General features: G+C 60.7%; 18 protein-coding genes. 14 read left to right on the forward strand and 4 right to left on the reverse strand.

The genetic code is table 11. From position 1 onward, the window contains the following. The 4 genes from EN879_RS03240 to EN879_RS03255 all read left to right on the forward strand — a co-directional run. Positions 1-808 (forward strand): Gfo/Idh/MocA family oxidoreductase (locus tag EN879_RS03240; protein ID WP_164774304.1); only part of this gene is annotated, 808 nt, incomplete at its 5' end. A gap of 10 nt (positions 809-818) precedes the next feature. Continuing rightward, positions 819-1,793, forward strand: a complete 975-nt coding sequence (locus tag EN879_RS03245; protein ID WP_024503985.1) for an ABC transporter permease — start codon at positions 819-821, stop codon at positions 1,791-1,793. Continuing rightward, a complete protein-coding gene (locus EN879_RS03250) occupies positions 1,790-2,596 on the forward strand; it encodes a creatininase family protein (protein ID WP_013530431.1) in 807 nt (268 codons plus the stop codon). The genes EN879_RS03245 and EN879_RS03250 overlap by 4 nt, the downstream gene beginning before the upstream one ends. After that, on the forward strand, positions 2,596-4,122 hold the full coding sequence (locus EN879_RS03255; RefSeq protein WP_063170303.1) for an aldehyde dehydrogenase family protein: 1,527 nt from the start codon (positions 2,596-2,598) through the stop codon (positions 4,120-4,122). The genes EN879_RS03250 and EN879_RS03255 overlap by 1 nt, the downstream gene beginning before the upstream one ends. Positions 4,123-4,187: 65 nt before the next feature. On the opposite strand, the gene EN879_RS03260 is transcribed toward EN879_RS03255, so the two are convergent. Then, positions 4,188-5,750: a GMC family oxidoreductase N-terminal domain-containing protein gene (locus EN879_RS03260; protein WP_063168709.1), complete on the reverse strand. Its 1,563-nt coding sequence runs from the start codon at positions 5,748-5,750 to the stop codon at positions 4,188-4,190. A gap of 442 nt (positions 5,751-6,192) precedes the next feature. Between EN879_RS03260 and EN879_RS03265 the strand changes: the two genes are divergently transcribed. After that, complete coding sequence (locus tag EN879_RS03265; RefSeq protein ID WP_013530428.1) at positions 6,193-6,711, forward strand: ferritin-like domain-containing protein; 519 nt, start codon at positions 6,193-6,195, stop codon at positions 6,709-6,711. Between the two features lie 145 nt (positions 6,712-6,856). Here the strand turns inward: EN879_RS03265 and EN879_RS03270 are convergent, their stop codons facing one another. Then, on the reverse strand, positions 6,857-7,054 hold the full coding sequence (locus EN879_RS03270) for a hypothetical protein (protein WP_013530427.1): 198 nt from the start codon (positions 7,052-7,054) through the stop codon (positions 6,857-6,859). An 825-nt stretch (positions 7,055-7,879) separates the two neighbouring features. Between EN879_RS03270 and EN879_RS03275 the strand changes: the two genes are divergently transcribed. The 5 genes from EN879_RS03275 (at position 7,880) to EN879_RS03295 (ending at position 12,661) form a co-directional block, all read left to right on the forward strand. Next, positions 7,880-8,650 carry a hypothetical protein gene (locus EN879_RS03275; protein ID WP_013530426.1) on the forward strand — a complete coding sequence of 257 codons (771 nt, stop codon included), beginning with the start codon at positions 7,880-7,882 and terminating at the stop codon, positions 8,648-8,650. 38 nt (positions 8,651-8,688) lie between these two features. Continuing rightward, positions 8,689-9,387, forward strand: a complete 699-nt coding sequence (locus EN879_RS03280) for a TIGR00730 family Rossman fold protein (protein WP_013530425.1) — start codon at positions 8,689-8,691, stop codon at positions 9,385-9,387. Positions 9,388-9,525: 138 nt separating this feature from the next. Continuing rightward, the gene (locus tag EN879_RS03285) at positions 9,526-10,401 is read left to right on the forward strand and encodes a DMT family transporter (protein WP_244514330.1); all 876 of its coding nucleotides are present in this window, start codon (positions 9,526-9,528) and stop codon (positions 10,399-10,401) included. A 265-nt stretch (positions 10,402-10,666) separates the two neighbouring features. Then, a complete protein-coding gene (locus EN879_RS03290; RefSeq protein WP_164774305.1) occupies positions 10,667-12,205 on the forward strand; it encodes a peroxidase family protein in 1,539 nt (512 codons plus the stop codon). A 54-nt stretch (positions 12,206-12,259) separates the two neighbouring features. Beyond that, complete coding sequence (locus EN879_RS03295; protein ID WP_013530422.1) at positions 12,260-12,661, forward strand: hypothetical protein; 402 nt, start codon at positions 12,260-12,262, stop codon at positions 12,659-12,661. Between the two features lie 35 nt (positions 12,662-12,696). Here the strand turns inward: EN879_RS03295 and EN879_RS03300 are convergent, their stop codons facing one another. Further along, the gene (locus EN879_RS03300; protein WP_063168714.1) at positions 12,697-14,607 is read right to left on the reverse strand and encodes a hypothetical protein; all 1,911 of its coding nucleotides are present in this window, start codon (positions 14,605-14,607) and stop codon (positions 12,697-12,699) included. Between the two features lie 164 nt (positions 14,608-14,771). Between EN879_RS03300 and EN879_RS03305 the strand changes: the two genes are divergently transcribed. After that, complete coding sequence (locus tag EN879_RS03305) at positions 14,772-16,169, forward strand: YcaO-like family protein (protein ID WP_063168715.1); 1,398 nt, start codon at positions 14,772-14,774, stop codon at positions 16,167-16,169. A gap of 400 nt (positions 16,170-16,569) precedes the next feature. On the opposite strand, the gene EN879_RS03310 is transcribed toward EN879_RS03305, so the two are convergent. Beyond that, the gene (locus EN879_RS03310) at positions 16,570-17,487 is read right to left on the reverse strand and encodes a LysR substrate-binding domain-containing protein (protein WP_013530419.1); all 918 of its coding nucleotides are present in this window, start codon (positions 17,485-17,487) and stop codon (positions 16,570-16,572) included. A 122-nt stretch (positions 17,488-17,609) separates the two neighbouring features. On the opposite strand from EN879_RS03310, the gene EN879_RS03315 reads away from it, so the two are divergent. From EN879_RS03315 to EN879_RS03325, 3 genes are all read left to right on the forward strand, one after another. Beyond that, positions 17,610-18,650 (forward strand): aromatic ring-hydroxylating dioxygenase subunit alpha, encoded by a 1,041-nt coding sequence (locus EN879_RS03315; RefSeq protein ID WP_013530418.1) that lies wholly within the window; start codon positions 17,610-17,612, stop codon positions 18,648-18,650. Continuing rightward, positions 18,647-19,774 carry a 2Fe-2S iron-sulfur cluster-binding protein gene (locus EN879_RS03320; protein ID WP_063168716.1) on the forward strand — a complete coding sequence of 376 codons (1,128 nt, stop codon included), beginning with the start codon at positions 18,647-18,649 and terminating at the stop codon, positions 19,772-19,774. The genes EN879_RS03315 and EN879_RS03320 overlap by 4 nt, the downstream gene beginning before the upstream one ends. A 42-nt stretch (positions 19,775-19,816) precedes the next feature. Then, positions 19,817-20,923: aminotransferase class I/II-fold pyridoxal phosphate-dependent enzyme (locus tag EN879_RS03325; RefSeq protein WP_127273945.1), on the forward strand; the 1,107-nt coding region annotated here is incomplete at its 3' end.

Consider the following 20,923-nt stretch of genomic DNA (forward strand, 5'->3'; position numbering starts at 1 on the left):
ACCCGATACGCTGCATGAAGACGTCTGCCGCACTCTGCTCGATGCCGGCAAGCCGGTGCTGCTCGAAAAACCGATGGCTCATGATCTTTCCGCTGCCAAGGCGATTGCGAAAGCGGCGGAGAGAAACGGCGCGCGTCTGTTGGTCGGCCACATCCTGCGGTTCGACCCGCGCTATTGCGAAGCCGCGGCAGCGGTGAAATCCGGGCGGATCGGCGAGCCGATCCACGGCAGCAGCGGCCGTTTCACCAATCGCGAAGTCGGTCTTCGCATGAACGGAAACTCGAGCGTCTGCTTCTACCTCGGCGTGCACGACGTGGATGCGCTGCAATGGATCTCAGGTTCAGACATCATCGCCGTCTACTCCCGATCGGTCGCCAAGCTCATGCCTTCGCTCGGAGTTCGCTCCGAAGACGCGATCTTCTCCACCGTCGAGCTGTCGAACGGAATGAGCGGACAGCTCTACTTCGGCTGGACGCTGCCACCGACCGTTCCGACCGGCATCTGGGCGCGCACCGAAATCATCGGCACCGAAGGCATGATCGACCTCGACGTGCGCGACCACGGTCTACGTATCCTATCGCATGGACAGTGGTCGCAGCCCGACGCCTTGCACTGGCCGACCGTCAATGGCCGCATCACCGGGGATCTCTTCGAGGAGGTCCACCATTTCATTTCCGCGGTTCGCGACGAAACCCCTTTCGTGATGCCGCTCGACGACGCCCTGCGCGCCGTCGCCGTCAATGATGCAATCCTGCGCAGCGTCAAATCAGGCCTGCGCGAACCGGTCGAAGATTGGCACATCCGATGAGAGAACCCTCATGACCCGCCAACAGAACATTTGGTGCAGGCGCTTTCTCGACCTCTCGCCGTTGATCCTGCTGGTCATCCTGCTGGCGATCTTCGCGCTCATCGACGCCCGCATCGTTTCAACCGCCAGCCTCATCAACATCGTCGCCCAGGCGACCCCGATCGCCATACTGGCGCTTGGCGCCCTGATCGTTCTGCTGACGGCAGGCATCGACCTGTCCGCCGGCGTCGGCGTCGCCTTCTGTGCCGTCTTCATCGCCAGCCTGATCGACGGCGGCGCCAGCCTGCCGCTTGCCTTGCTCGTCGGCTTTGCCGTGATGGTGGTGATCGGCCTCGCGAACGGCGCCGTTATCGCACTGTTGAAGATACCGCCCTTCGTGACGACATTGGCCACAATGGTCGCGCTGCAGGGCGCAACGCTTGCCGTTGCCTCCAAAGGCGTCCTGATGCTGAAGGATCCGACGCTTCGCGCGGTCGGCATCGAACGCAGCTTCGGCATTCCCAATGTCATTTTCGCAACGCTGCTGATCGTCGCCGTAGCAGCAATCCTGATGCGGCACAGCCGTTTCGGGCTGCGTACCTATGCGCTCGGATCGGATGCCGGAGCCGCGGAACTTGCCGGCATCCCGGTGACGAAACACACGATCCTCGTCTATTGCGCCTCCAGTATCTTCGTCTTCCTGACAGCCGTGATCATGATCAGCCGGGTGCCGGTCGTGACGCCCAACATCGGCGGGACCTCGCTGCTTCTGGACGCGATCGCCGCGGCCGTACTTGGCGGCACCAGTATTTTCGGCGGCAGGGGAACGGTGTGGGGCGCGGTCGTCGGCGCGCTGATCGTCAGCCTGCTGACGACAGCGCTTCGGGTGTTCGGCACGGACCCGTCCAGCCTCGAACTCTACAAGGGAGCAATCATCATGGTCGCTCTCCTGGCCGATTCCGGCATGACCTACGCCAAGGCCCGGCTTGTCGAGGCAGCACGATGAACGAGCCAGCTCCGGCCTTGCCGATCCCGCCTGGATCCAGCTTTGCGCTGATGACCTCCCCGGATACGGAAAGACACGCGACAGCCGGCGTGCATAAACCCGTCGTCATTCTACCGCTCGGCGCTGTCGAGCAACATGGCCCGCATCTGCCGCTCGGCGTCGATTGCTGGCTTGCGGAAGCGGTTGCGCTCGCCGCGGCGGAAGGACAGGCCTCCATCCGTGTCGCCGAACCTTTCGCCTATGGCTCGTCCGAGCATCATCGCTCTTTCTCCGGCACCATGAGCCTCAGCCCGCAGATCTTCATCGCCGTTCTCGTCGATCTCTGCACCTGCCTTGCCGAAGACGGCTTCCTGCCGGTCATGCTGAACGGCCATGGCGGAAACCGCGCCGCCATCCAGGTGGCGATCACCACCCTTGGCAAGCGTGGCATCGTCACCGCGGGTTTCTCGTATTTCGATCTCATCGCCGACGTGGCGGCGCAGGCCCTGCCCGATGCCGCCACAGGCACCGGTCACGCTTGCGCGCTTGAAACGTCGTTGATGATGCATGTGCTTGGCGACAGCGTTCGCCGCGATCTCATCCCGCCAGGCGGCACTCCGCCATCCTGGCCGGATCCTCACCTTTACGCCGCGCCGGCCGTCACCGTCTGGCGCCGTTTCGAAGCCATCCGCGACAACGGCGTCATCGGCACGCCATCGCAGGCAAGCGCGGAGGCCGGCAGCAGACTTTTCATCGCAGCCGTGGAACGCAGCCGCGCCGCCATTTTGAACATCCAATCCGAATTCGGCCAAAGGAACGCATGATGACAGTCCATTTCAAATCTTCTCTCGAAGGCCCCAACCTGCGTGGCATGGCGATCGTCTCGGAGCCGGAAGCAGCCGCCCGCATCGGCATCAACCGCATCGGCGGCGAGTGGATTGCCGGCAGCTCGGGCAAATTCCTGAAAATCGATAGTCCTTCGACGGGCGAGCATCTCGGCTATCTCTCCCTTTCCACCCGCGCCGATGTCGGTCGCGCGGTGAAAGCCGCCGAAGGCGCACGCGGGACCATGCGCAAGATGGGAACCTTCGCACGCGCTCAATTGTGCATACGCATCGCCGACGCGATCGACAGGCGCGCCGAAGAGCTTGCCCACCTGCTCTGCCTGGAACAGGGTAAGCCCTTCCACAGCGAGGCAAAGGCCGAAGCATCGGCGGCAGCTCTCGGTTTCCGCAATGCGGCAGAGCAGATGAAGTGGCTGGAGACGGCGGCGTTTCCCCTGGCCGATGCCAACAAGCGCGCCTTCAGCTTCCTGCAGCCGAAGGGCATCTTTGCCATCATCACGCCATGGAATTTCCCGCTCGCCCTGCCCTGCCTCTACTATCTCGGACCGGCCGTCGCAACGGGCAACACCGTTGTCTGGGTGCCGGCGCCGACGACATCGCTGATTGCCACGGCACTTGTCGAATGCTTCATCGAGGCGGGCTTGCCGGACGGCGCCATCAATCTCGTTCTGGGAGATGGTGCGGAGGTGGGCGACGAGGCCGTCGTTCATCCGGGCACCCATGCCATCGGCTTCACCGGCAGTTCCGCCACCGGCGCGACGATCGCCCGGCGTGGCGCGGGCAAGCCGCTTCTGCTCGAAATGGGCGGCAACGGCCCGACCATCGTGCTAGCCGATGCCGATATCGACATGGCCGCCGCCCAGGTGGGGGCCGGCTGCTTTGCCAATGCCGGGCAGATCTGCACGGCCACCGAACGCGTGCTGGTGCATAAATCCATCCATGACCGGTTTATCGAAGGTCTGGTGAAAGCGGCCGCGAAGGTGAAAATGGGCGACCCTTTCGATCCCGCGACGACGATGGGGCCGATCAACAATGCGGTCGCCGTCGACAAGGTGCTCAGCCACATTGCGGACGCCCGCGCTCGTGGCGCCGAGATCGTCACCGGCGGCAATGTGGCGTCGGGTTTTGCCACCAATCTCTATTTCGAGCCGTCGATCGTCACAGGACTGACCCGGGAAAGCCTGCTCAACGTCGAGGAATCCTTCGGGCCGATTGCACCCGTGCTGACCTTCGAGACCGACGAGGAGGCGATGGAACTTGCGGCGTCCAGCCCCTACGGCCTGTCGGCCGCGGTCTTCACCAGCACCATCAAGAACGCCTTTGCCTTTGCTGAAAGCCTGAGGGTCGGTATCGTCAACGTCAACGAGATGAGCTGCTATTGGGAGCCGCATATTCCTGCCGGCGGCGCCGCCGGGACGCAGAGCGGCCTCGGCCGCACCGGGGGTCGGCACACGCTGATGGAAATGTGCGACCTGAAGACGATTACCGTGGACGTCACTCGCTGACATTCAAGGCCCGCGCCTTTTGCGCGGGCCTCCCGTGCGACCGTATGCCGTTCGGCAGCGAGCTGTCAGATGGACCGGCGCAGGCTGTCGGCCATTTTCTCGCCAATCATGATCGAGGTCAGATTGGTGTTTGCCTGGCAATCGAGCGGCATGATCGACGCATCGATAACCCGCAGCCCTTCAAAACCGTAGACCCGGCATTCCGGATCGACCACGGCCTCACCGGGCCTACCCATGCAACAGCCGCCGATCCCATGCTGCGCATCGGAAGACTGCGCCAGCAGGAAATTGTCGACCTCCTCGTCGCTTGCCATTTCGAGCCATGACAAAGGCAGATCGGAATCCCCCAGCAGGACGCGCTCGGCGATCGCCTGGATCGGCGCTTGCCGGGCAATCTCGCCAAGGTGGCGATAGGCGATACGCATGCGCTGAAGATCCATCGGATCGTCCAGCATGTTCTCTTCCACGATCGGCTGGTCGAAGGGATTGGCGGAACGCAACTGCACGGTGCCCCGGCTCTTGGCTTCCATCAGGATCAGATTGACCATGGCCTCGCCGAACTGGGCGCTGTCGGATTCCACGCCGATACCGCCATGGTTCATGGCGACGTAAAGAATGTCGTCGCGCTCGGCACCCGGCACGCCGGAACTCGTCCGCACACAGCAGTTGGTATGCCGCGCGTCGACATCGGTCGCCTTGAATTCCGGCTTCAGCTTCAGTTCGATGCGGCAATAAGGATGGTCGAAGAAACCTTCGCCGACCGGCAGGTCGGCAAGCACCTCGATGTCCTTTCGATTCAAGAGAGCCGCCGGACCGATGCCCGAGCGCTGCAGGATGACTGGAGAGTGGATGGCGCCGGCCGAGACGATGACCAGCGGCGCCTCGAATTTGCGAACCTGACCGGCCACGATGGCCAAAACGCCGATCGCTTTCTTGCCATCGAAAAGCACCTTGTCCACCGTCGCCTGCCCGATGATGGTGAGGTTCGGCCGGTCGCGGGCAGCTTCCAGATAGCCGTCATTGACCGACACGCGCTTGCCGGCTCGACTGTTGATGGGATAGGTGCAAGCCCCTTCGGCATCCGGAGCATTGAGATCGTCATGCCAGGGATGGCCGAGGGCCATCGCGCTTTGGCGCATGGCCTTGTCGACGCTTCCCCAGCTTTCGACAGGCGCGCGGTAGATCGGAATCGGGCCATCGCTGCCGTGAAAATTAGCCGCGATCGGGTCATCCTCCAGCCGGCGGAAGAAGGGCAGCACGTCGGCTCCCGACCAGCCCTTGCATCCGATTTCCTCCCAGCGGTCGAAGGCATGGAGCACGCCGCGAATGGCAATCTGCCCATTGACGGCCGTCGAACCGCCAAGCCCCTTGCCGCGCCAGTAGACCCGATGCTCCTGCCGCTTGGTGCGGCGAGCCATCAGGTCGGGGTACATATATTGTTGCTGAAAATGATCGGGAAGCAGCAGGTTGAAGGGATTTGGACTCGCCATCTCGGCAGGTTGCTCGCCGCTCCGGTAGTCCGGCCCCGCTTCCAGCAAAAGCACGTTCGTGGCCGCATCTTCGGTGAGCCGGGCGGCAAGGACAGCCCCGGCTGCGCCGGCTCCGACAACGATGACATCAAAGGGCATGCCGCACTCCCTACATCCGACCAATGCACGGCTCACTCGACCGCGACATCATCTTTGATTTCATTGTGCACGATCATCTGCTGGCATTCAGGCTCGGCGACGGACGCCGGAACCGACCACCTTAGCCGCCGTTGCACGACAGCAAGATCATCATGATTTGTTTTATATGTAAATATGATTTCGTATATGAACCCATCGGAAGTATCTCTTTTCACCATCTACTCCATACAGCGCGACGAACCCCGGTGCTTTCCGTCCCCCCTGCCGGCGGCTCTCACACCGTCATCGTCCATCGCCTTTTGATGTCGATCGGCCCTCGATAAAAGCGGTGTTCGACGCGCTGCCCTTCCACGTCGCCCCCAGGGAACAACTGCTTCCATGGAAAGTTAGTCCATGGCTACACCGCCGGTGAGCTTTCACGACAATCCAAGGGAGACAAATCATGGCGACTGCAAAAAGAGCGACGACCAAGGGACTGGAGGCTTTGTTCCTCGATGGGCTGAAGGACATCTACTACGCTGAAAAGAAGATACTCAAGGCCTTGCCGAAGATGGCAAAGGGCGCCGAATCCGAGGAGGTGGCTGCGGCCTTCGAAAAACATCGCATGGAAACCGAAGGCCAGGTTGATCGGCTCGAGCAAGTGTTCGAACTTATGGACAAACCGGCGCGCGGCAAAACCTGTCCGGCGATCGACGGCATTCTTGAGGAAGGGTCGGAAATTCTCGACGAATACAAGGGCGACCCAGCCCTGGATGCTGGGCTGGTCGGCGCGGCACAGGCCGTCGAACATTATGAAATCGCGCGCTACGGCACGTTGGTCGCGTGGGCTGAACAGCTTGGCAAGAGCGACGTGGTCAAGCTCCTCAACGAGACATTGAAAGAGGAGGTCGCGACGGACGAAGCGCTTTCCGGGCTGGGCGAAGGCGGTGTCAATGAGCGCGCCCTGGAGCAAGCTGCCTGACTGGGCGTCCTGACTGAAGTCGCCCCGGCAAAGTCGCCGGGGCGACTTTCGCGACCCTAACCGCAGCGTCGTCGATAGCACCTCTTTCAGATGCAATCAGACCCACCCCGATACTTCGGGGTGGGTCTGCTGAAATCACCCGCGATCAGCGGTTTTTGTGACTTTGTTCGCCAGCTTTCACGTGCTGTTCGTGGGTTCCACCACGCATGCCGGATCCATCGCCCTGCTGCCGTTGACCACCACCAGCGGCCTGCTGTTGCTGACGGTTTTTATTGTCGGCATTCTTGTGGCTCTGCTGGCCTGCCTTCACATGCTGTTCGTGGCTACCACCTTGATTGGGCATTCTTCTTCTCCTTCACAATGCACGAGGCGACAACCGCCTCGATTGCCTAAGAAGAGTCAGGCGCGAACGTTCCCTTACGTAACATTTTGTGAAGACCCTCAGACAAGCCGGGCGTTCGAAGGAGCTTGAGATGGATGCCGACCCGGAGAGCGTTGCGCCAACCTCGGGAGTAAGGTGCGTTGCACTGTCCCGCTGAATTGAAATGGGTGGTCTCGAAAGCTTGCTGGATAGCGAGATGCGCACCTTGCCACGCCGTTTATGCATTTGCGCGGAACGGTGGTGCTGTTCGCGTAGGCCGCATTGGGAGTCATCAGAGGTGCCATGAGAACGGCGATTGTCGAGATGGCGGTGAATGTTTTCGTCAAGCTGCGTAGCATGATCGAATTCCATCCTTGGATTCAGTTGAGGTTCAGGTTCGACCGCTCAGCCTTTTGCGGATGTCAGTCTGGCGTTGCGGCTGTGATGTTGGGCAACTCAGCGTAATTCAGCGTGAAATAACGATCATCGTTCCCCGGTGTCTTCGCATGATCGTCGAGAGATGATTTCCGGTCTTCGCGGCCCGTGCATCCGGATGGCTGTCAATGGAGGCTCGGCAGGCGATCCGCTTAGACAATGTCGTCGGCCAGGGCTGCAAGGCCCCGCCGACACAGAAGCTCGCCGCGGGATAAGGCTGGCCGAGGCAATTGAGAGAAGTAGATCAACCGTCACCTTGCAGGAACCGCCAATGCGATCTGCCTGTTAGCCTGGACGGACCCATTCCAGCGCAATTCACGTTGAGATCACGCGGAGCACTGCAAAGCATGCGTCATAAGGGAGGAACCCGACATGACGCTCAACATCAATAAGCCGCTGCGTGTAGCCCCAGTCGAAATTTCAGCTCGCGAAACAGCCTCATCCTTCACGGTTCGGTCTCCGCGCCTCCTTGCTTGGCGCAGCGCGTTAACGGCACGGATGTCTGGCCCTGGGGGAGCCTACAATGTCGGCAACCTCATTGGTCTTTGTCAGGGGATTACGGCGCAGATTCTCGTATCCGGCGATCTGAACCAACTCCTCTGGACAGGCGCGCCGGCCGCCATCAGCCATTATTTGACGGGCAATTTCGCTGCGATCGCAATGACCTCGGCGACGGCGATCTTCTTCGCCAGCGGCGAGATCTACCATCGCGCCTGGAACGGACGTCTCAAGCCTAGGGAAAATCTCAACCGCCTGGGTGATTTCCTGTCCGGCGTTGGTGCCGGTTGCCTTGGCCTGGCCCTGTTTGAACTTGGCCATCCGTTGCTGGCGTTGACATCGGGCCTGCTTCATTCCGTTGGAAAATTCGGCAGTGCTTGCCACCGACCCGGTGTCCGGATCCTCAACTTGTCGGAATACGGCCCCGACCCGTTTCGCGTCATGGTCCTTCTCAGCCGGCTGCCGGCCCTCATCGCCGCCGGGACAGAACTCTGTGCATCGCTGTTCAAATTCGAAGTCGAACAGCCACAGCATTGGTCTACGCCCGCCAGCCTTCTCGTTTGTTACCTGCTCTGGTCCTGGGCTGACCTGCTTCTGTTCCGATCGAGCCAACCTCGCGCAGCCCGCGATCATTCCGCCGGCTGATCAAGCTTCGCTATTCCAACCTCATTTGGAGAGACACCATGTTTGGATCATCATCCGACAATTCCGCAGAACAGATCGGCCGCTCCTATCCCTTGCAGCGACGCATCGGCACGATCTGCGTTTTCGGCGGCGCCATGCTTGGCAACGATCCCGACCACGCCCGTTGCGCCACCATCCTTGGCGAGACGATAGCCGCAGCAGGTATTCGCCTGGTCTATGGCGGTGGCTGTGATGGCCTGATGGGCCAGGTGGCTATTGCCGCAGCAGAAGGGGGTGGAACCGTGATCGCGATCACCCCGCAGTTCCTGATCGAGCGGATGAGAATGCTATTATCGGGATGCCAGACGATTTCAGTTCCCGACATGAGTATCCGCAAACAGCTCATGTTTGACTACGCGGATGCATTTGTAGCCTTGCCTGGCGGCATCGGAACCGTTGAGGAACTGACCGAGGTCATGACGCTTCGCAAGCTGGAAAGGCACTGCAAGCCGCTGGTCCTGGCGAATTTCAAAGGCTTCTGGTCACCACTTCTCGGCGTCTTCGAGAGCATGTCCGAGGCTGGCTTCATGAACTCGTCAACTCGATGCACGCAAATGGTTTCGGCAACCCCGGAGGCCATCCTTCCGCTTCTTCAGCGCAGCGTCAGTTTCGAGCAGAACGAACCGCCAACGCCCGTCCTGCTGCCCACCATCCCCGTCTTGCGCAGATCACATATATCGAGTGCTGGCCCCGGATAGATCGCGAACCAAAAGACGCGTTCTTCCGCGCAACACCAGCCACCTCGACGATGACGGGGTCCGTCGGCCCCGATCATCGCTTTCAAACCCGATCACAAACCGTTGGAGCCATTGCCCGCTGTGGTGATGCGATCAATCATGTCCAGATTCAAGGCAAATTCCTTGCTAATGCTTGCTGCGCTCATTTGGGGAGTGGGCAATGTGTCCCACAAGACCATACTGGCCCACCTCGATCCCATGGCGGTTGTTTTCCTGACCAGCGTGATCGCCGGACTGGTGACGTTGCCATTCGCGGTGCGGGAGCGCGACCCCGAAACCAACACCGGCTGGTTTCCAAGTGTGGCGAGAGTGGTTCTGCTTTTTGCTCTCGGCTGTGTGGTCCAGCAATTGTCCTATGTCAGCACGACGGTGACGAACTCGAGCCTCCTTATCAGCGCTTCCACTGTTATCACGCCGATCGCCGCATGGCTGATCATGAGGGAGCGTCCAAGTGCACTGATCCTATTCGTCGCAATTCTGACGGTCGTGGGCTCGGCTCTCCTGGCGGGCGGCTTCAATGGTTCGGCAACCGCCGGCGACGCTTTCGCCGTCCTGACTGCAATCTGTTTTGCAGTATGGACGGTCGAACTCGGGCGGCATGTGCAGGCACATGGCCATCCCTTCGCGACGGCGGCCGCACAGTTCATCGGCACGGCCGTTGCCACGCTACCTTTCGCCCTGCAGGGCACAATGACATTTCAGGCAATTATGGCAGCATGGCCAGAACTCATCACGCTTGGTGTGTTCTCGACCGCTGTCGGCTTTTGCCTGCAGACTTCTGCACAGCGCTACACCACTTCGTCCCATGCGGCGGTGATTTGCAGCGGAGAGGGTGTGTTCGCCGCCATTTCCGCTGCCGCTCTGCTTGGTGAACGGCTTTCGCCCGACGGGCTTCTGGGTGCGGGCGTCATTCTGTCCTGTGTGCTGTTCACCGCCGTCTCGGCGGGCCCGAAGCTCGATCCGTCAGTGTCATGATCGCCTCGGCAATGTCGCTCTGCTCTGGGGCCGCGCCATTCAGACCACCGACGGGCAAGTCTGTTTCTACTCCCGGATTCATGCCAAGCTACTCGCCTGGCCGCATTCATCCTTCTGGAAAACGAGGTCTACTTCGATGCTCCACGGCGAAACGTCCTCCTTCGAAGCCGCCAACATACCGAACCGGTCAAACCAGAATTCAGACGACGGCCTCAACGACAAGCCGACCTTGAGAGGCATCAGGCTCTTCCCGTCCCTGGCGGACATGCCGATCGCCTTGTTTGACGCAACCGAAGACGAGAGCGCCATCGACCGCACCAAGGCGGGCTTGCTGGACATCACGGCGGAAATGGTCGGCCCGACCGATGGACTTGAAGGCAGTGATCTCAGCCCTACACCAGCCGGCTTTACCTATTTCGGTCAATTCGTGTTCCATGACATCGTCTTCAGCCAAATATTCGGATTGCCCAAGCCGACAGGCAAAACCCATCATTTGAAGAACGCGTCCTCGCAAGGCCTTGACCTTTCGGGGCTCTATGGGCGGGGGCCAATCGTCGACGCCCATCTCTACGATGTTGCGGATGGGGCGGACCTGTCGGCTTGCCGCTTTCCGATCGGCTTGCCTTGCATGAAAGGCAGTATGCTTCCGGTCGACGGTAAGACCATGCAAGGCCGTGATTTGCCGCGCATCGACTTCTCGGGCAAGTTTATCAGTGTCGAGGGTCGGCGATCGCCTTATCGGCCCTTGGTGGCGGATCCGCGAAACGACGACAATCTTGTCCTGTCGCAACTGCTCTGCACACTCATGGGCATCCACAACAGGATCGTGGATCTGCTGCTTGGCATCGGCACCGACCCAGCAGAAGCTTACAAGCGTGCCAGGATCTATCTGACCTCGGTTTACCGCACTGTGATCATCAACGACTATCTGAGAAAAGTTCTGGCTCCGGAAATATGGGACCATTTTTTCGCCAGTGACGATTTTCTTGGCGCCGGAGTCTCGGCACTTGAGACTTTCAATGCGCTGCCTTTGGAATTCACCTTCGGTGCGTCGCGCTTTGCCCACGCCATGGTCCGGCAGTTCTATGTCGTGAACGACAGGTCGGTCGAAGAACCAGCCAATCTGCGCAAAATGCTGTCCTTTTCCAGCCTGCGCCCGGGTGGGGAGATTCCAATACCCGAGAACTGGATTGTCGACTGGAACCGGTTTGCCTCAGCCGACCCCCCGTCGAAAGCTCAAAGTGCCCGGCGCATAGGACCATTCCTGTCGAAAGAACTGACGATTGCCGGCCTGAGTGCGGAATTGAACGGCACAGTCCGGCCGGTTGCCTTCATGGATTGCTGGCGCTGTTACGACCTTGGTTTGCCATCCGGGCAGGACGTGGCCGGTGCGGTGAAGACCGCCCTGGGCGACAACAGTATCGATGTGCCGGTCCTGACGGGCAATGACATGCTTCCCACGGCCGCCTGCGCCAAACGTTACGTCTACAACGCCGGCCGACTTCGGGCCGCTTTGCAACGGTACCCGGAGTTCCTGAGGCAAACACCTCTCTCCTACTATATCATCCAGGAGGCGTCCGTTCTTGGTAATGACGGCAGCCATCTTGGCCCAGTTGGCTCCTATGTGGTGGCCGCCACGATCGCATCCGCACTGTTCAAGGCTGCCGATACGGATATCACCTCTCGCAGGCTCATTCCGGACGTAGAGCCAAAAACGCTGGCAGGACTGCTCGATCTCAATGATACTGCGAAGGTATCGGATGAAGTGCTTGGCGGCCTGCTCGGCAGTCAGGGTTTTCAATAGCGCTGATAACGGCAGCGCTACAGTGCTCAATCTGGTTTAGCGGGGAAAGTGGACATGGTGAAGTTCAAAGATGTGCAGTTCGAGGCGCTTGGCGAATTCATCCGAGACCTGATCAAGGATCCGGCCAAGCAAGCGATCTTCAGAAGTGGAGATCAGGAGGCGATGAAGGACCTGCTGCGTGGGTTCATGACGCCCAGGGACAAAACCTGGGAGGAGATCACCATCCAACCATACTTCGACCAAGACCTGATCGTGAACATCGCCTTTCCCTTCACCGGCGACGTCGAGCAAACGATCGCCACCATTGCGCCGGCGGATGGACCCGGTGAGGACTATACATTTCCCGATCACTACAATCTCGACCCGAACGCCGGCCCGCCCGATCAAATAAAGAAAAACCGTTTGAGCGCATATCATAAGCGCCTCGGCGACTACGTGATGTCACGCTGCAAGTGAAACCCGGCGCAATTGCGAGCAACGGTTCGGCCGTGTCAGCCCGACTGGGCTGCCAATTCGATGCCACGGGCCAGCTTCTCCTGATCGACTGGTAACCGGATCGGAAAAGCGGTCTTGAACCACTCCACGGCGACAGCGCGGTCAAGCCTACCCGGCCCTTGCCACGCCGCCGTTAGGTTGCGTAGAAAACGTCTGAACTCATCCCCGGCCTCGCGGTTGCGTTTCAGCAACGCAAGTGCCGCCGCCGACCAGCCGTGGATGTCGGCGAACAGTTGATCGCTCTTGACCGCAGCGGCCACGCACCCCTCCAGATCATTGGCGAGAAAGGCAATGGTCGCCTGGTAGCCATGATAGTGAGCGTCGGGCATGGGATTGAGGTCGAAACTGCGCTTCGAAAGCTCCGATGCCCGTTGATGATCACCCATGAAGGAGCTGGCCAGCGCGTAGGCGATCAACGTCGCGGGGTTCCCGGCATTTTGCTCATGTGCAAGGCTGAAGTGAAAATCGGCCAGCTCCCAGCGTCGCGCCAGAAGGTGGCTCCAGGCCAGATTTACCTGGTTGCGGTGGTCGAATGGGTCGAGCAGGACCGAACGCTTGGCCAGTTCGAATGCGCGCTTTAGATCCTGCTCGATCGACGATGCACCCGGAACGACGATCCAACGCGAGTTGAGCACCGCAGCGAGGCTGGAATAAGCGCAGGACAGATCGGGATCAAGCCGGATGGCTTCCTCGTAGCGGGCGATGGCAGCTTCTTCGGTGTCCTTTCGCCACATGATCGAAAGCCGCTGTCCGTCCAGCCAGCAATCATAGGCCGAGAAATGGTTCGGGGAAGCTTGCGATATGCGATGCAGCCTGGCACTGGACAAGGCAATCTGCAGGCGCGCGGAAAAGCGTGCGCAAACTTCATTGAAGGCCGAGCGCCAGGAAGACGGATCCGACGGAACGGTGAGAACGAAGGCTTCTCCTTCTTGCAGGAAATCATAGCAGGTAATTTGGAACACTGCTGGTCCATCCGTGTCGATCAGACGGATGAGGACGCCGATATCCACGTGTTCGCCTGCCGCCTGATGCATCTGATCCAGTGAGAATTCACCGGCTTGCAACTCCGTTGACACGGCTGTCCAATGCCTAAATCGGGAAATCGAAGCCAGAAGCTCTGTCGCCAAGGCAAATTGCAGGTGCTCGTTCTCTGCTTCGCGCCTGGCAATGATGATGGCGATTGTCGGCTTCCCTGGGATGCGGCTGTCGTGATCGCTTTGCGCAAGGTCGGGGTCAGCCGCCCGCTTTTCACCGTCGTTGCCCGGCTTGAGCGCCTCTAGAAGGTGGAGGATTTCTGCCGGTGGTCGCAGATCCATGTCCGCTTTGAGTTCGGCCGCGTAGCGGTCGAAGAACGCTAGGGCGCGGGCATAACCGCTTTCCTCACAGACCCTCCGAATGGTCTCCACCACGGCATCGTCGAAAAACGGATCAAGTTGCAGGATGCACGCAGCGATGGATTTGCGCTGTCTCGGGTCTGTCTCGGCCGCCAGCCAGGCTGCGAGCCGTGTCACCAGCCTGTCGGTTATCATCGTCGACTGCATTCTCAGCCAGTTGTCGAAGACAGGATCGCAATCGTCCAACCCGGCGCAAAGTCCATCCCTGGCTTTGGCCAGCAGGAGCAGCGCACCGTCATAATTGCGGTCGTCGAGCGCACGTTCAAGCTCATCGATGTCGGAACGGATTGCAGTCGGATCGATTCCCAGGACGAGCTTGTCGACCGCGAGGTAATTAAGCCTGGTCTCGCTTGCCAGGCGTCGGAGATCCTTTATGCACTGGCGCAGTGATCCGCGCGCATGCTCCTCGTCCTGCTCGCTCCAAAGCAATGCCGCCAGTCGCCCGCGCGTCTCGCGTGACCTGCCGCTCAGTAACAGATAGGCGAGAATCGCGCAGGCCTTCCGCTTGCCCAACGAGAACGTCTCCGAGCCCTTGCGAAGCTCGAAACCGCCGATTAGCCTAATCGCCAGACCGTCTGTGGAAATTGTCAACTCCGCCGGCTATCGTCTCGGTCGCCAACGGGCGCCACCGCTTACCCTACGTAAACAGCAGAAGCCAAGATATTGAAAGAGCCAACATGCTGTTGCGCGGGTCGCATTGGACAACGCTTGCTCTGCTGATGCATCACGGCCGGCCGATGACGGTGAACCAAGACGACCCGACCTGGGACCGCCAGTCGAGTGAAGATGATTTGGATGTTTTGGAGAATCTGGCTGCGACCCTTGTCGCTGCGCCCGAGAATGGGCTGCCCCTTTTGCACTTCGCGACACGGCACGACATTGGCGTTGAAGTGTTCGATGTTCCGGGTGGATTCCTGGCTATGTCCAACATTGCTCCATTCGAAGGGAATGAGAAACGATTCACGGCAAGTGGCAAAGGCTTTGATGCCGGCACGGCCGTGCTGTCTTGCCTCGGAGAGGCCGCGGAGATTTCCAGCTGGGCCTGCAGAGCCGAAGACGTCACGGCGTCAGCACGCATCGGCTCTCCAGGCGATGGAATGAGGATCGATGCGATTCAGGTATTGGGCTTTTCGCTGGAACAGATCCGACATCGCGATCGGCTCAACAGAATGTGGCGTGGCTGGGACAGTATCCCTTCAACGGATCATCTGAACAATCCCCAGCTATGGGCGTCCGTTCGCAGCTTCCATGACGATAGGGTCGCGCTTTGTCCGGCGTTTCTCTGCTATGGCCGCTTTGGTGACGTCGCATATGGCGATTGCAGCTTGAACGTCGACACCAATGGTTGCGCCGCTGGCACAACGCGGGCGGATGCAAGAACCCGCGCCTTGCTTGAACTCGTCGAACGAGACGCCACAGGGATATGGTGGCACCGAGGCTCCCTGAGAAAGCGGCTGGATATCGCGCGGCTTGATGACCAAGGCTTGGCGTCTCACATCCAGCAGCATCGCCAAGAAACGGGACGCAGGCTCTGGCTTCTCGATATCTCGTCCTTCCGCACGGCCATTGTGACGGCGGCGATCAGCTGCGAAGACAGTGGCGAGCATATGGCGGTGGGTTTCGGGTGCAGCTTCGATATGGTTGCTGCCGCCCGGTCCGCGTTTTTGGAATTGATACAATCCGAAGCTGCAATGCAGGCCCATGCCGAAAGGGCAGAACGGCCCCGTAATAAAACGATGAGCGATGACGATTGTCGGATGACCCGCTGGAAGCGTTTCGCTGACGTGCGCAACTTTCGTTTCGCCATCGGCAAGCCTGCCGACGGCCTGGAAAGCGCTGGCGAAAGCAACGTCACCGACCTGCTGAATGAAATCGGCGAAGTTTGTGGTTCGCAGGTCTGGTTCGCCGATCTTTCGCGATCCGAGATTGGTATCCCCGTTGCAAAGGCGATCTGCGAGGGATTATCCCATTTCAAAGCGCGCTGGGGCTGCCACCGAAACGCCGCACCTTCCATCGCAAGTGATTCGAGCAAAACAGCAGGCCGCCTCTCGCAGGCCAGAAAACTTTTGATCTAATTGTTACAGGCAATGACGACACGGGCACGTTGGAGACCCGTCGCCGGTTACAGGACGCTGATGAGGAAGCCGGCGTTACGATTGTGGGCGGGGCCAGGACTTCGTGTACGTCGGAATTTGCTCAAGCAGGGGCTCCGAGTTCGCCGGGATCTCGTACAGCAGGGAAGTTGAGTGAACCCCTGTTGACTTGAGGGCGCGAACGCTGCTGTTTTGGGTCGCAAAGCCGCCCGACGGCTAGCGGTGCAAGAAGGGCGAAAAAAGCGGACTTTTGTCGAGATATCTAGGGCAAACTGAAGCAATCCGTGGGACCGCACACCGCCGACCAATGTCTGGATCTCTTAAGACGCTGGTGCGCGCGAACTCGGCAGATGCAAACTTGTGTCTCCAGATCGGTGTTCGGCTATCCGGCTAAGGTTGCGCCCAGTCGCTTGGAAATCGAAACAATCCAGGCTCGCAGCTCAGGACCAAAAGGCTTCTCAAGAATGGCCCGATCCCAAGCCAAAAAATAAGGTTCCGGCAGCCTGATCCGCTTGTCGAACGGGGCGACGAGCCTGCCCGACGCGATATCGTCGGCAGCCATCGACAGTTGCGCCAGCACAAAGCCCCTTCCGTTGGCCGCCGCATCGATCGCCGCGCTCGACAGGGAAAAGGCCACTTCGCCGGATGTTCTGCGGTGCACCGCGCCGATGCTTGCGGCCCATTCCGCCCATGTCGGCGGCGAGCGGTGATCGCGGGCCCATTCGATGCTGAGAAGCGGCAGATCGAGAATATCGGCGGGCTTGCCGACCGGATGTTTCGCCAGCAGCGTCGGCGAGCAGGCCGGCACCACCCAGTCGGTGAACAGTTCGGTGTAGTGCTCGAAATCACGATATTTCGTGCCGTACGAAATACGGAAGTCAACTTGTTCGGCGCCCAGCCTTGGCTCCGTCTCGGCGCCCACCAGCCGCACGGTCGCGCCGGGGTGGTCGACCTGCCAATCCAGGAGCTGCGGGCCGATCCATTTGCTGGCCAACGACGGCAGGCAGGAGATGGTCAAAGTGTCCGCGGACCGGGCCTGTTCGATGAGATCCTGGGCGTCGCGAATGTGTTCGAAGCCGACGGCAACCGCTGCGTGGTAAACGCGGCCCAGCGCGGTGAGGGCGACACTCCTGCCGCGCCGTTCCAAAAGCCGCGCCTCCAGCGCGTCTTCGGCCTTGCGGATCTGCTGGCTGACCGCGCCGACGGAGACGCCGAGTTCGTTGGCGGCCGCCGTCACACTGCCACGCCTGCCGAAAGCCTCGAAGGCCTGTATCGCACGCAGTGGGGGCGTCTTCTTCACCTGGGCAACAATCCTGGGGTCAGCTTGATTTAGTTTTTCTAAAATAGAACACAGATGCAAGCCCTATGTCGTCCCAGGCCCGCAAGATATTCGTTTAGGCGTCACAAGCTCGGGAGGACGCCATGTTTCTTCGAAACTGCTGGTACGTTGCCGCATGGGACCATGAGGTCGCCGACAGGCTGGTGCCGACCCGGATACTTGGCGAGGACATTGTCCTCTACCGCCGGACCGATGGCGTGGTGGCGGCGCTCGAGGATGCCTGTCCCCACCGCAAGCTGCCGCTGTCCATGGGCCGCATCAAGGGCGACACTGTCGAATGCGGCTATCACGGGCTGACCTTCGACAGCACCGGAACCTGTACGCGCGTGCCCGGTGCTGAAAAGATACCGCATGTGGCATGCGTTCGTTCCTATCCGATCGCCGAACGTTACGGGCTGCTGTGGATATGGATGGGCGAAGCGGCAAAGGCCGACCCCGCGCTGATTTTCGCGGTCGACCACTGGGGCGATCCGGCATGGGGCGTCAATCGCGGCGAGTCCATGGCGCTCGATTGCAACTACCTCTACATGACCGACAACCTGCTCGACCCCTCGCATGTGTCTTGGGTCCACCAGTCCTCCTTCGGCGGCGTTCAGGCGATGGAGGATGCGCCACTCGAAACCACCGTAGGCGCGGACGGCGTGACCGTGTGGCGCTGGGTGGTCGATGCCGCGCCGGCGCCCTTCTATGCGCCTTTCCTCAAATTCTCAGGCAATTGCGACCGCAAGCAGCACTACGAAGTGCGCTACCCCTCCAACGCCATCATCAAGGCGATCTTCGTGCCGGCCCGCACCGGCGGCGAGGGCAAGCCGCTGCACGAGGACGTGTTCCTCATGGACAGCTACAACTTCATGACGCCGGTCGATGAGAACCAGACGAAATATTACTGGTTCCAGATGCGCAATTTCGCCCCCGACGATTTGGAGGTTTCCCGCCAGTTCGCCACCTCTGTGCGCGGCGCCTTCGACGAGGACCGCACCGTGCTCAATGCCGTGCACAAGGGCATGGCAAACAAGCGCACGCCCAATCTCGATCTGAAGATAGATGTCGGACCGCTGCGCTTTCGCCGGAACCTGGCCAAGCTGATCGCCAGCGAGAGCCAGCAATTGGCAGCTGCCGAATGAATGCATTCACCGCTCGCGACACCATCGCAAGAAGCGGATTTCGCGACCTGAAATTGGTCGCGAAGGTGCGCGAAAGCGCCCTCATCACTTCATTCCATCTCGAGCCGGTCGATCCACAGGACTGGCGCGACTTCCAGCCGGGCCAGTTCCTGGTGTTCCGGATTCCGGTAGCGCGGGAGGCCGCCGGCGAAAGGGGATATGTGCTGCGCAACTACAGTATCTCCTGTTCCCCAGACAGCGCTTCCTATCGGATCAGTGTGAAGCGTGAGGCAGCACCCGGGCCGGGGCTTCCCGATGGGATAAGCTCGTGCTTCCTGCATGACCGTATCGACGTCGGTGATGTGCTTCAGGCGGAAGGGCCGCGCGGCGATTTCGTGCTCGACAAGGCCAGCAACCGTCCAGTCGTGCTGCTCAGCGGCGGCGTCGGGCTGACGCCGATGGTGTCGATGCTGCATGCGTTGGCTTCGTTGCCGGACCGCCGTGCCGTCTTCATTCACGCCTGCGACAACGGCGATGTGCATGCCTTGCGCGATGAGGTGACCGACCTGGTCTCGACCCGTCCCGGCCTGACCGCACACTTCTGCTACCGGCTCCCGTCCGAGCGCGACAAGGCCGAGCAGCGCTTTCATAGCGAAGGCATGATTTCGCGGGACGTGCTGCAGCGTTTGCTGCCGATCGATGACTATGATTTCTACCTCTGTGGCCCGCCGCCGTTCATGCAGGCGATCTACGTCATGCTGCGCGAGCTTGGCGCGCCAAGGTATCGCATTGCCTACGAATTCTTCGGCCCGGCGACGGTGCTTGAGCCCGATGCAGTGCGAGTTCCCGCGGTTCCAGCGCAGCCGGCAAGGATCGAGCCGGCCGGGGAAGCGACAACCGTGGAATTTCGGAAGTCGGGCCTGACGGCCGTCTGGGATGGCTCGGCCGTATCGTTGCTCGACTTCGCCGAGAACCAAGGTCTGTTGCCGGAATTCAGCTGCCGGGCCGGCATCTGCGGCACATGCAAGTCGCGGCTGATCTCGGGCGACATCGCCTATTTCGAGGAACCGCTGGACGAGCTTGGAAGCAGCGAAGTGCTGTTGTGCTGCTCCAAGCCGCGCGGATCAGTCGTCCTCGATATTTGACAAGATTGCCGCGCGTGGGCGCGGGGAAACGGAAGTCGGGATTTGGAACAGTCGGTCAAACCAGCGTCGAGCCTGCCGCTCAATCCGCATATCGCCGCCTTGCCGCCCTACAATGCCGGCATGAACATCGCGATGGCGCGGGCGCTGAGTGGCCGCAACGATGTCGCCCGGCTGGCCAGCAACGAGAACCCGGATGGGTGTTCTCCCGCCGTCATGGCCGCATTGGCCTCCTCATCCTTCGAGCCATGGCGCTATGCCGATCCGGCCTGCACGGCGCTGCGGGCGGCGCTTGGCGAAAAACTGGCGATCGATCCTGGCATGATCGTTGCCGGCAATGGTTCCGAGGAGATGATCGCCGCCATCTCGCGCGCCGTCCTGGTGCCGGGCGCCTCGGTCGTCACCACGGTGCCGAGCTTCGGGCTGCATGAGATAGAGCCGCTGGCTGCCGGTGCCGATGTCGTCAAGATTGCGATGAAACCCGAGATGGGGTTCGATCTTGCCGCGCTCGAAGCGGCGATCGCCGTTGGGCCACGGATCGTTTTCATATCCTCGCCGTGGAATCCGGTCGGGCCGGGTCTCGACCACGCTGGCCTGCGACGGCTGATCGGCGCCGTGCGACCCGGCACGCTTCTTGTCCTGGACGAGGCCTATTTCGAATTCGCCGATCCCGGCGCGCCCGACGGCATCGAGGTCCTGCGCAACAGCAGCATCGACCATGTCGTGCTGCGCACATTTTCGAAGGCTTATGGCCTGGCGGGGCTGCGCGTTGGCTATGCCGTTTGTTCGGGCTTCGAACTGGCAAGAGTGATCGCGGCCGCCAAGACGCCGTTCAACGTCAATGCGGCAGCACAGGTCGCCGCTATTGCGGCACTGGCCGACGAAAGCTGGATGAAGGCGTCGGCGGGCCGCGTCAGAGCCGAGCGCGTGCGCACCGCCGCCGCACTTACGGGCCTTGGTTTCCGGGTTGCCCAGTCGCAGACAAACTTCCTGTTCTTCGACTGCAAGGGCGACAGCTCCAGCGTTGCCGCCGGTCTCCTGAAGCAGGGGATCATCGTCAAGGCGTGGCGCGAAGCCGGCTACGAGCACTATCTGCGCGCCACCATCGGCTTGCCGGCCGACAACGACCGGCTGATCACGGCGCTTCAGGGA

Origin of the sequence: Mesorhizobium sp. M7A.F.Ca.AU.002.02.1.1 (genome assembly GCF_003998535.1) — a bacterium.
GTDB classification, from domain to species: Bacteria; Pseudomonadota; Alphaproteobacteria; order Rhizobiales; family Rhizobiaceae; genus Mesorhizobium; species Mesorhizobium ciceri.

What these genes read in the sequence shown, in the direction of transcription:
- EN879_RS03270 (WP_013530427.1), bottom strand. Translation starts at nt 7,054, where the DNA reads ATGCCCAATCAAGGTGGTAGCCACGAACAGCATGTGAAGGCAGGCCAG.
- EN879_RS03250 (WP_013530431.1), top strand. Translation starts at nt 1,790, where the DNA reads ATGAACGAGCCAGCTCCGGCCTTGCCGATCCCGCCTGGATCCAGCTTT.
- EN879_RS03290 (WP_164774305.1), top strand. Translation starts at nt 10,667, where the DNA reads ATGCCGATCGCCTTGTTTGACGCAACCGAAGACGAGAGCGCCATCGAC.
- EN879_RS03280 (WP_013530425.1), top strand. Translation starts at nt 8,689, where the DNA reads ATGTTTGGATCATCATCCGACAATTCCGCAGAACAGATCGGCCGCTCC.
- EN879_RS03265 (WP_013530428.1), top strand. Translation starts at nt 6,193, where the DNA reads ATGGCGACTGCAAAAAGAGCGACGACCAAGGGACTGGAGGCTTTGTTC.
- EN879_RS03255 (WP_063170303.1), top strand. Translation starts at nt 2,596, where the DNA reads ATGACAGTCCATTTCAAATCTTCTCTCGAAGGCCCCAACCTGCGTGGC.
- EN879_RS03305 (WP_063168715.1), top strand. Translation starts at nt 14,772, where the DNA reads ATGCTGTTGCGCGGGTCGCATTGGACAACGCTTGCTCTGCTGATGCAT.
- EN879_RS03245 (WP_024503985.1), top strand. Translation starts at nt 819, where the DNA reads ATGACCCGCCAACAGAACATTTGGTGCAGGCGCTTTCTCGACCTCTCG.
- EN879_RS03285 (WP_244514330.1), top strand. Translation starts at nt 9,526, where the DNA reads ATGTCCAGATTCAAGGCAAATTCCTTGCTAATGCTTGCTGCGCTCATT.
- EN879_RS03320 (WP_063168716.1), top strand. Translation starts at nt 18,647, where the DNA reads ATGAATGCATTCACCGCTCGCGACACCATCGCAAGAAGCGGATTTCGC.
- EN879_RS03295 (WP_013530422.1), top strand. Translation starts at nt 12,260, where the DNA reads ATGGTGAAGTTCAAAGATGTGCAGTTCGAGGCGCTTGGCGAATTCATC.
- EN879_RS03315 (WP_013530418.1), top strand. Translation starts at nt 17,610, where the DNA reads ATGTTTCTTCGAAACTGCTGGTACGTTGCCGCATGGGACCATGAGGTC.
- EN879_RS03275 (WP_013530426.1), top strand. Translation starts at nt 7,880, where the DNA reads ATGACGCTCAACATCAATAAGCCGCTGCGTGTAGCCCCAGTCGAAATT.
- EN879_RS03260 (WP_063168709.1), bottom strand. Translation starts at nt 5,750, where the DNA reads ATGCCCTTTGATGTCATCGTTGTCGGAGCCGGCGCAGCCGGGGCTGTC.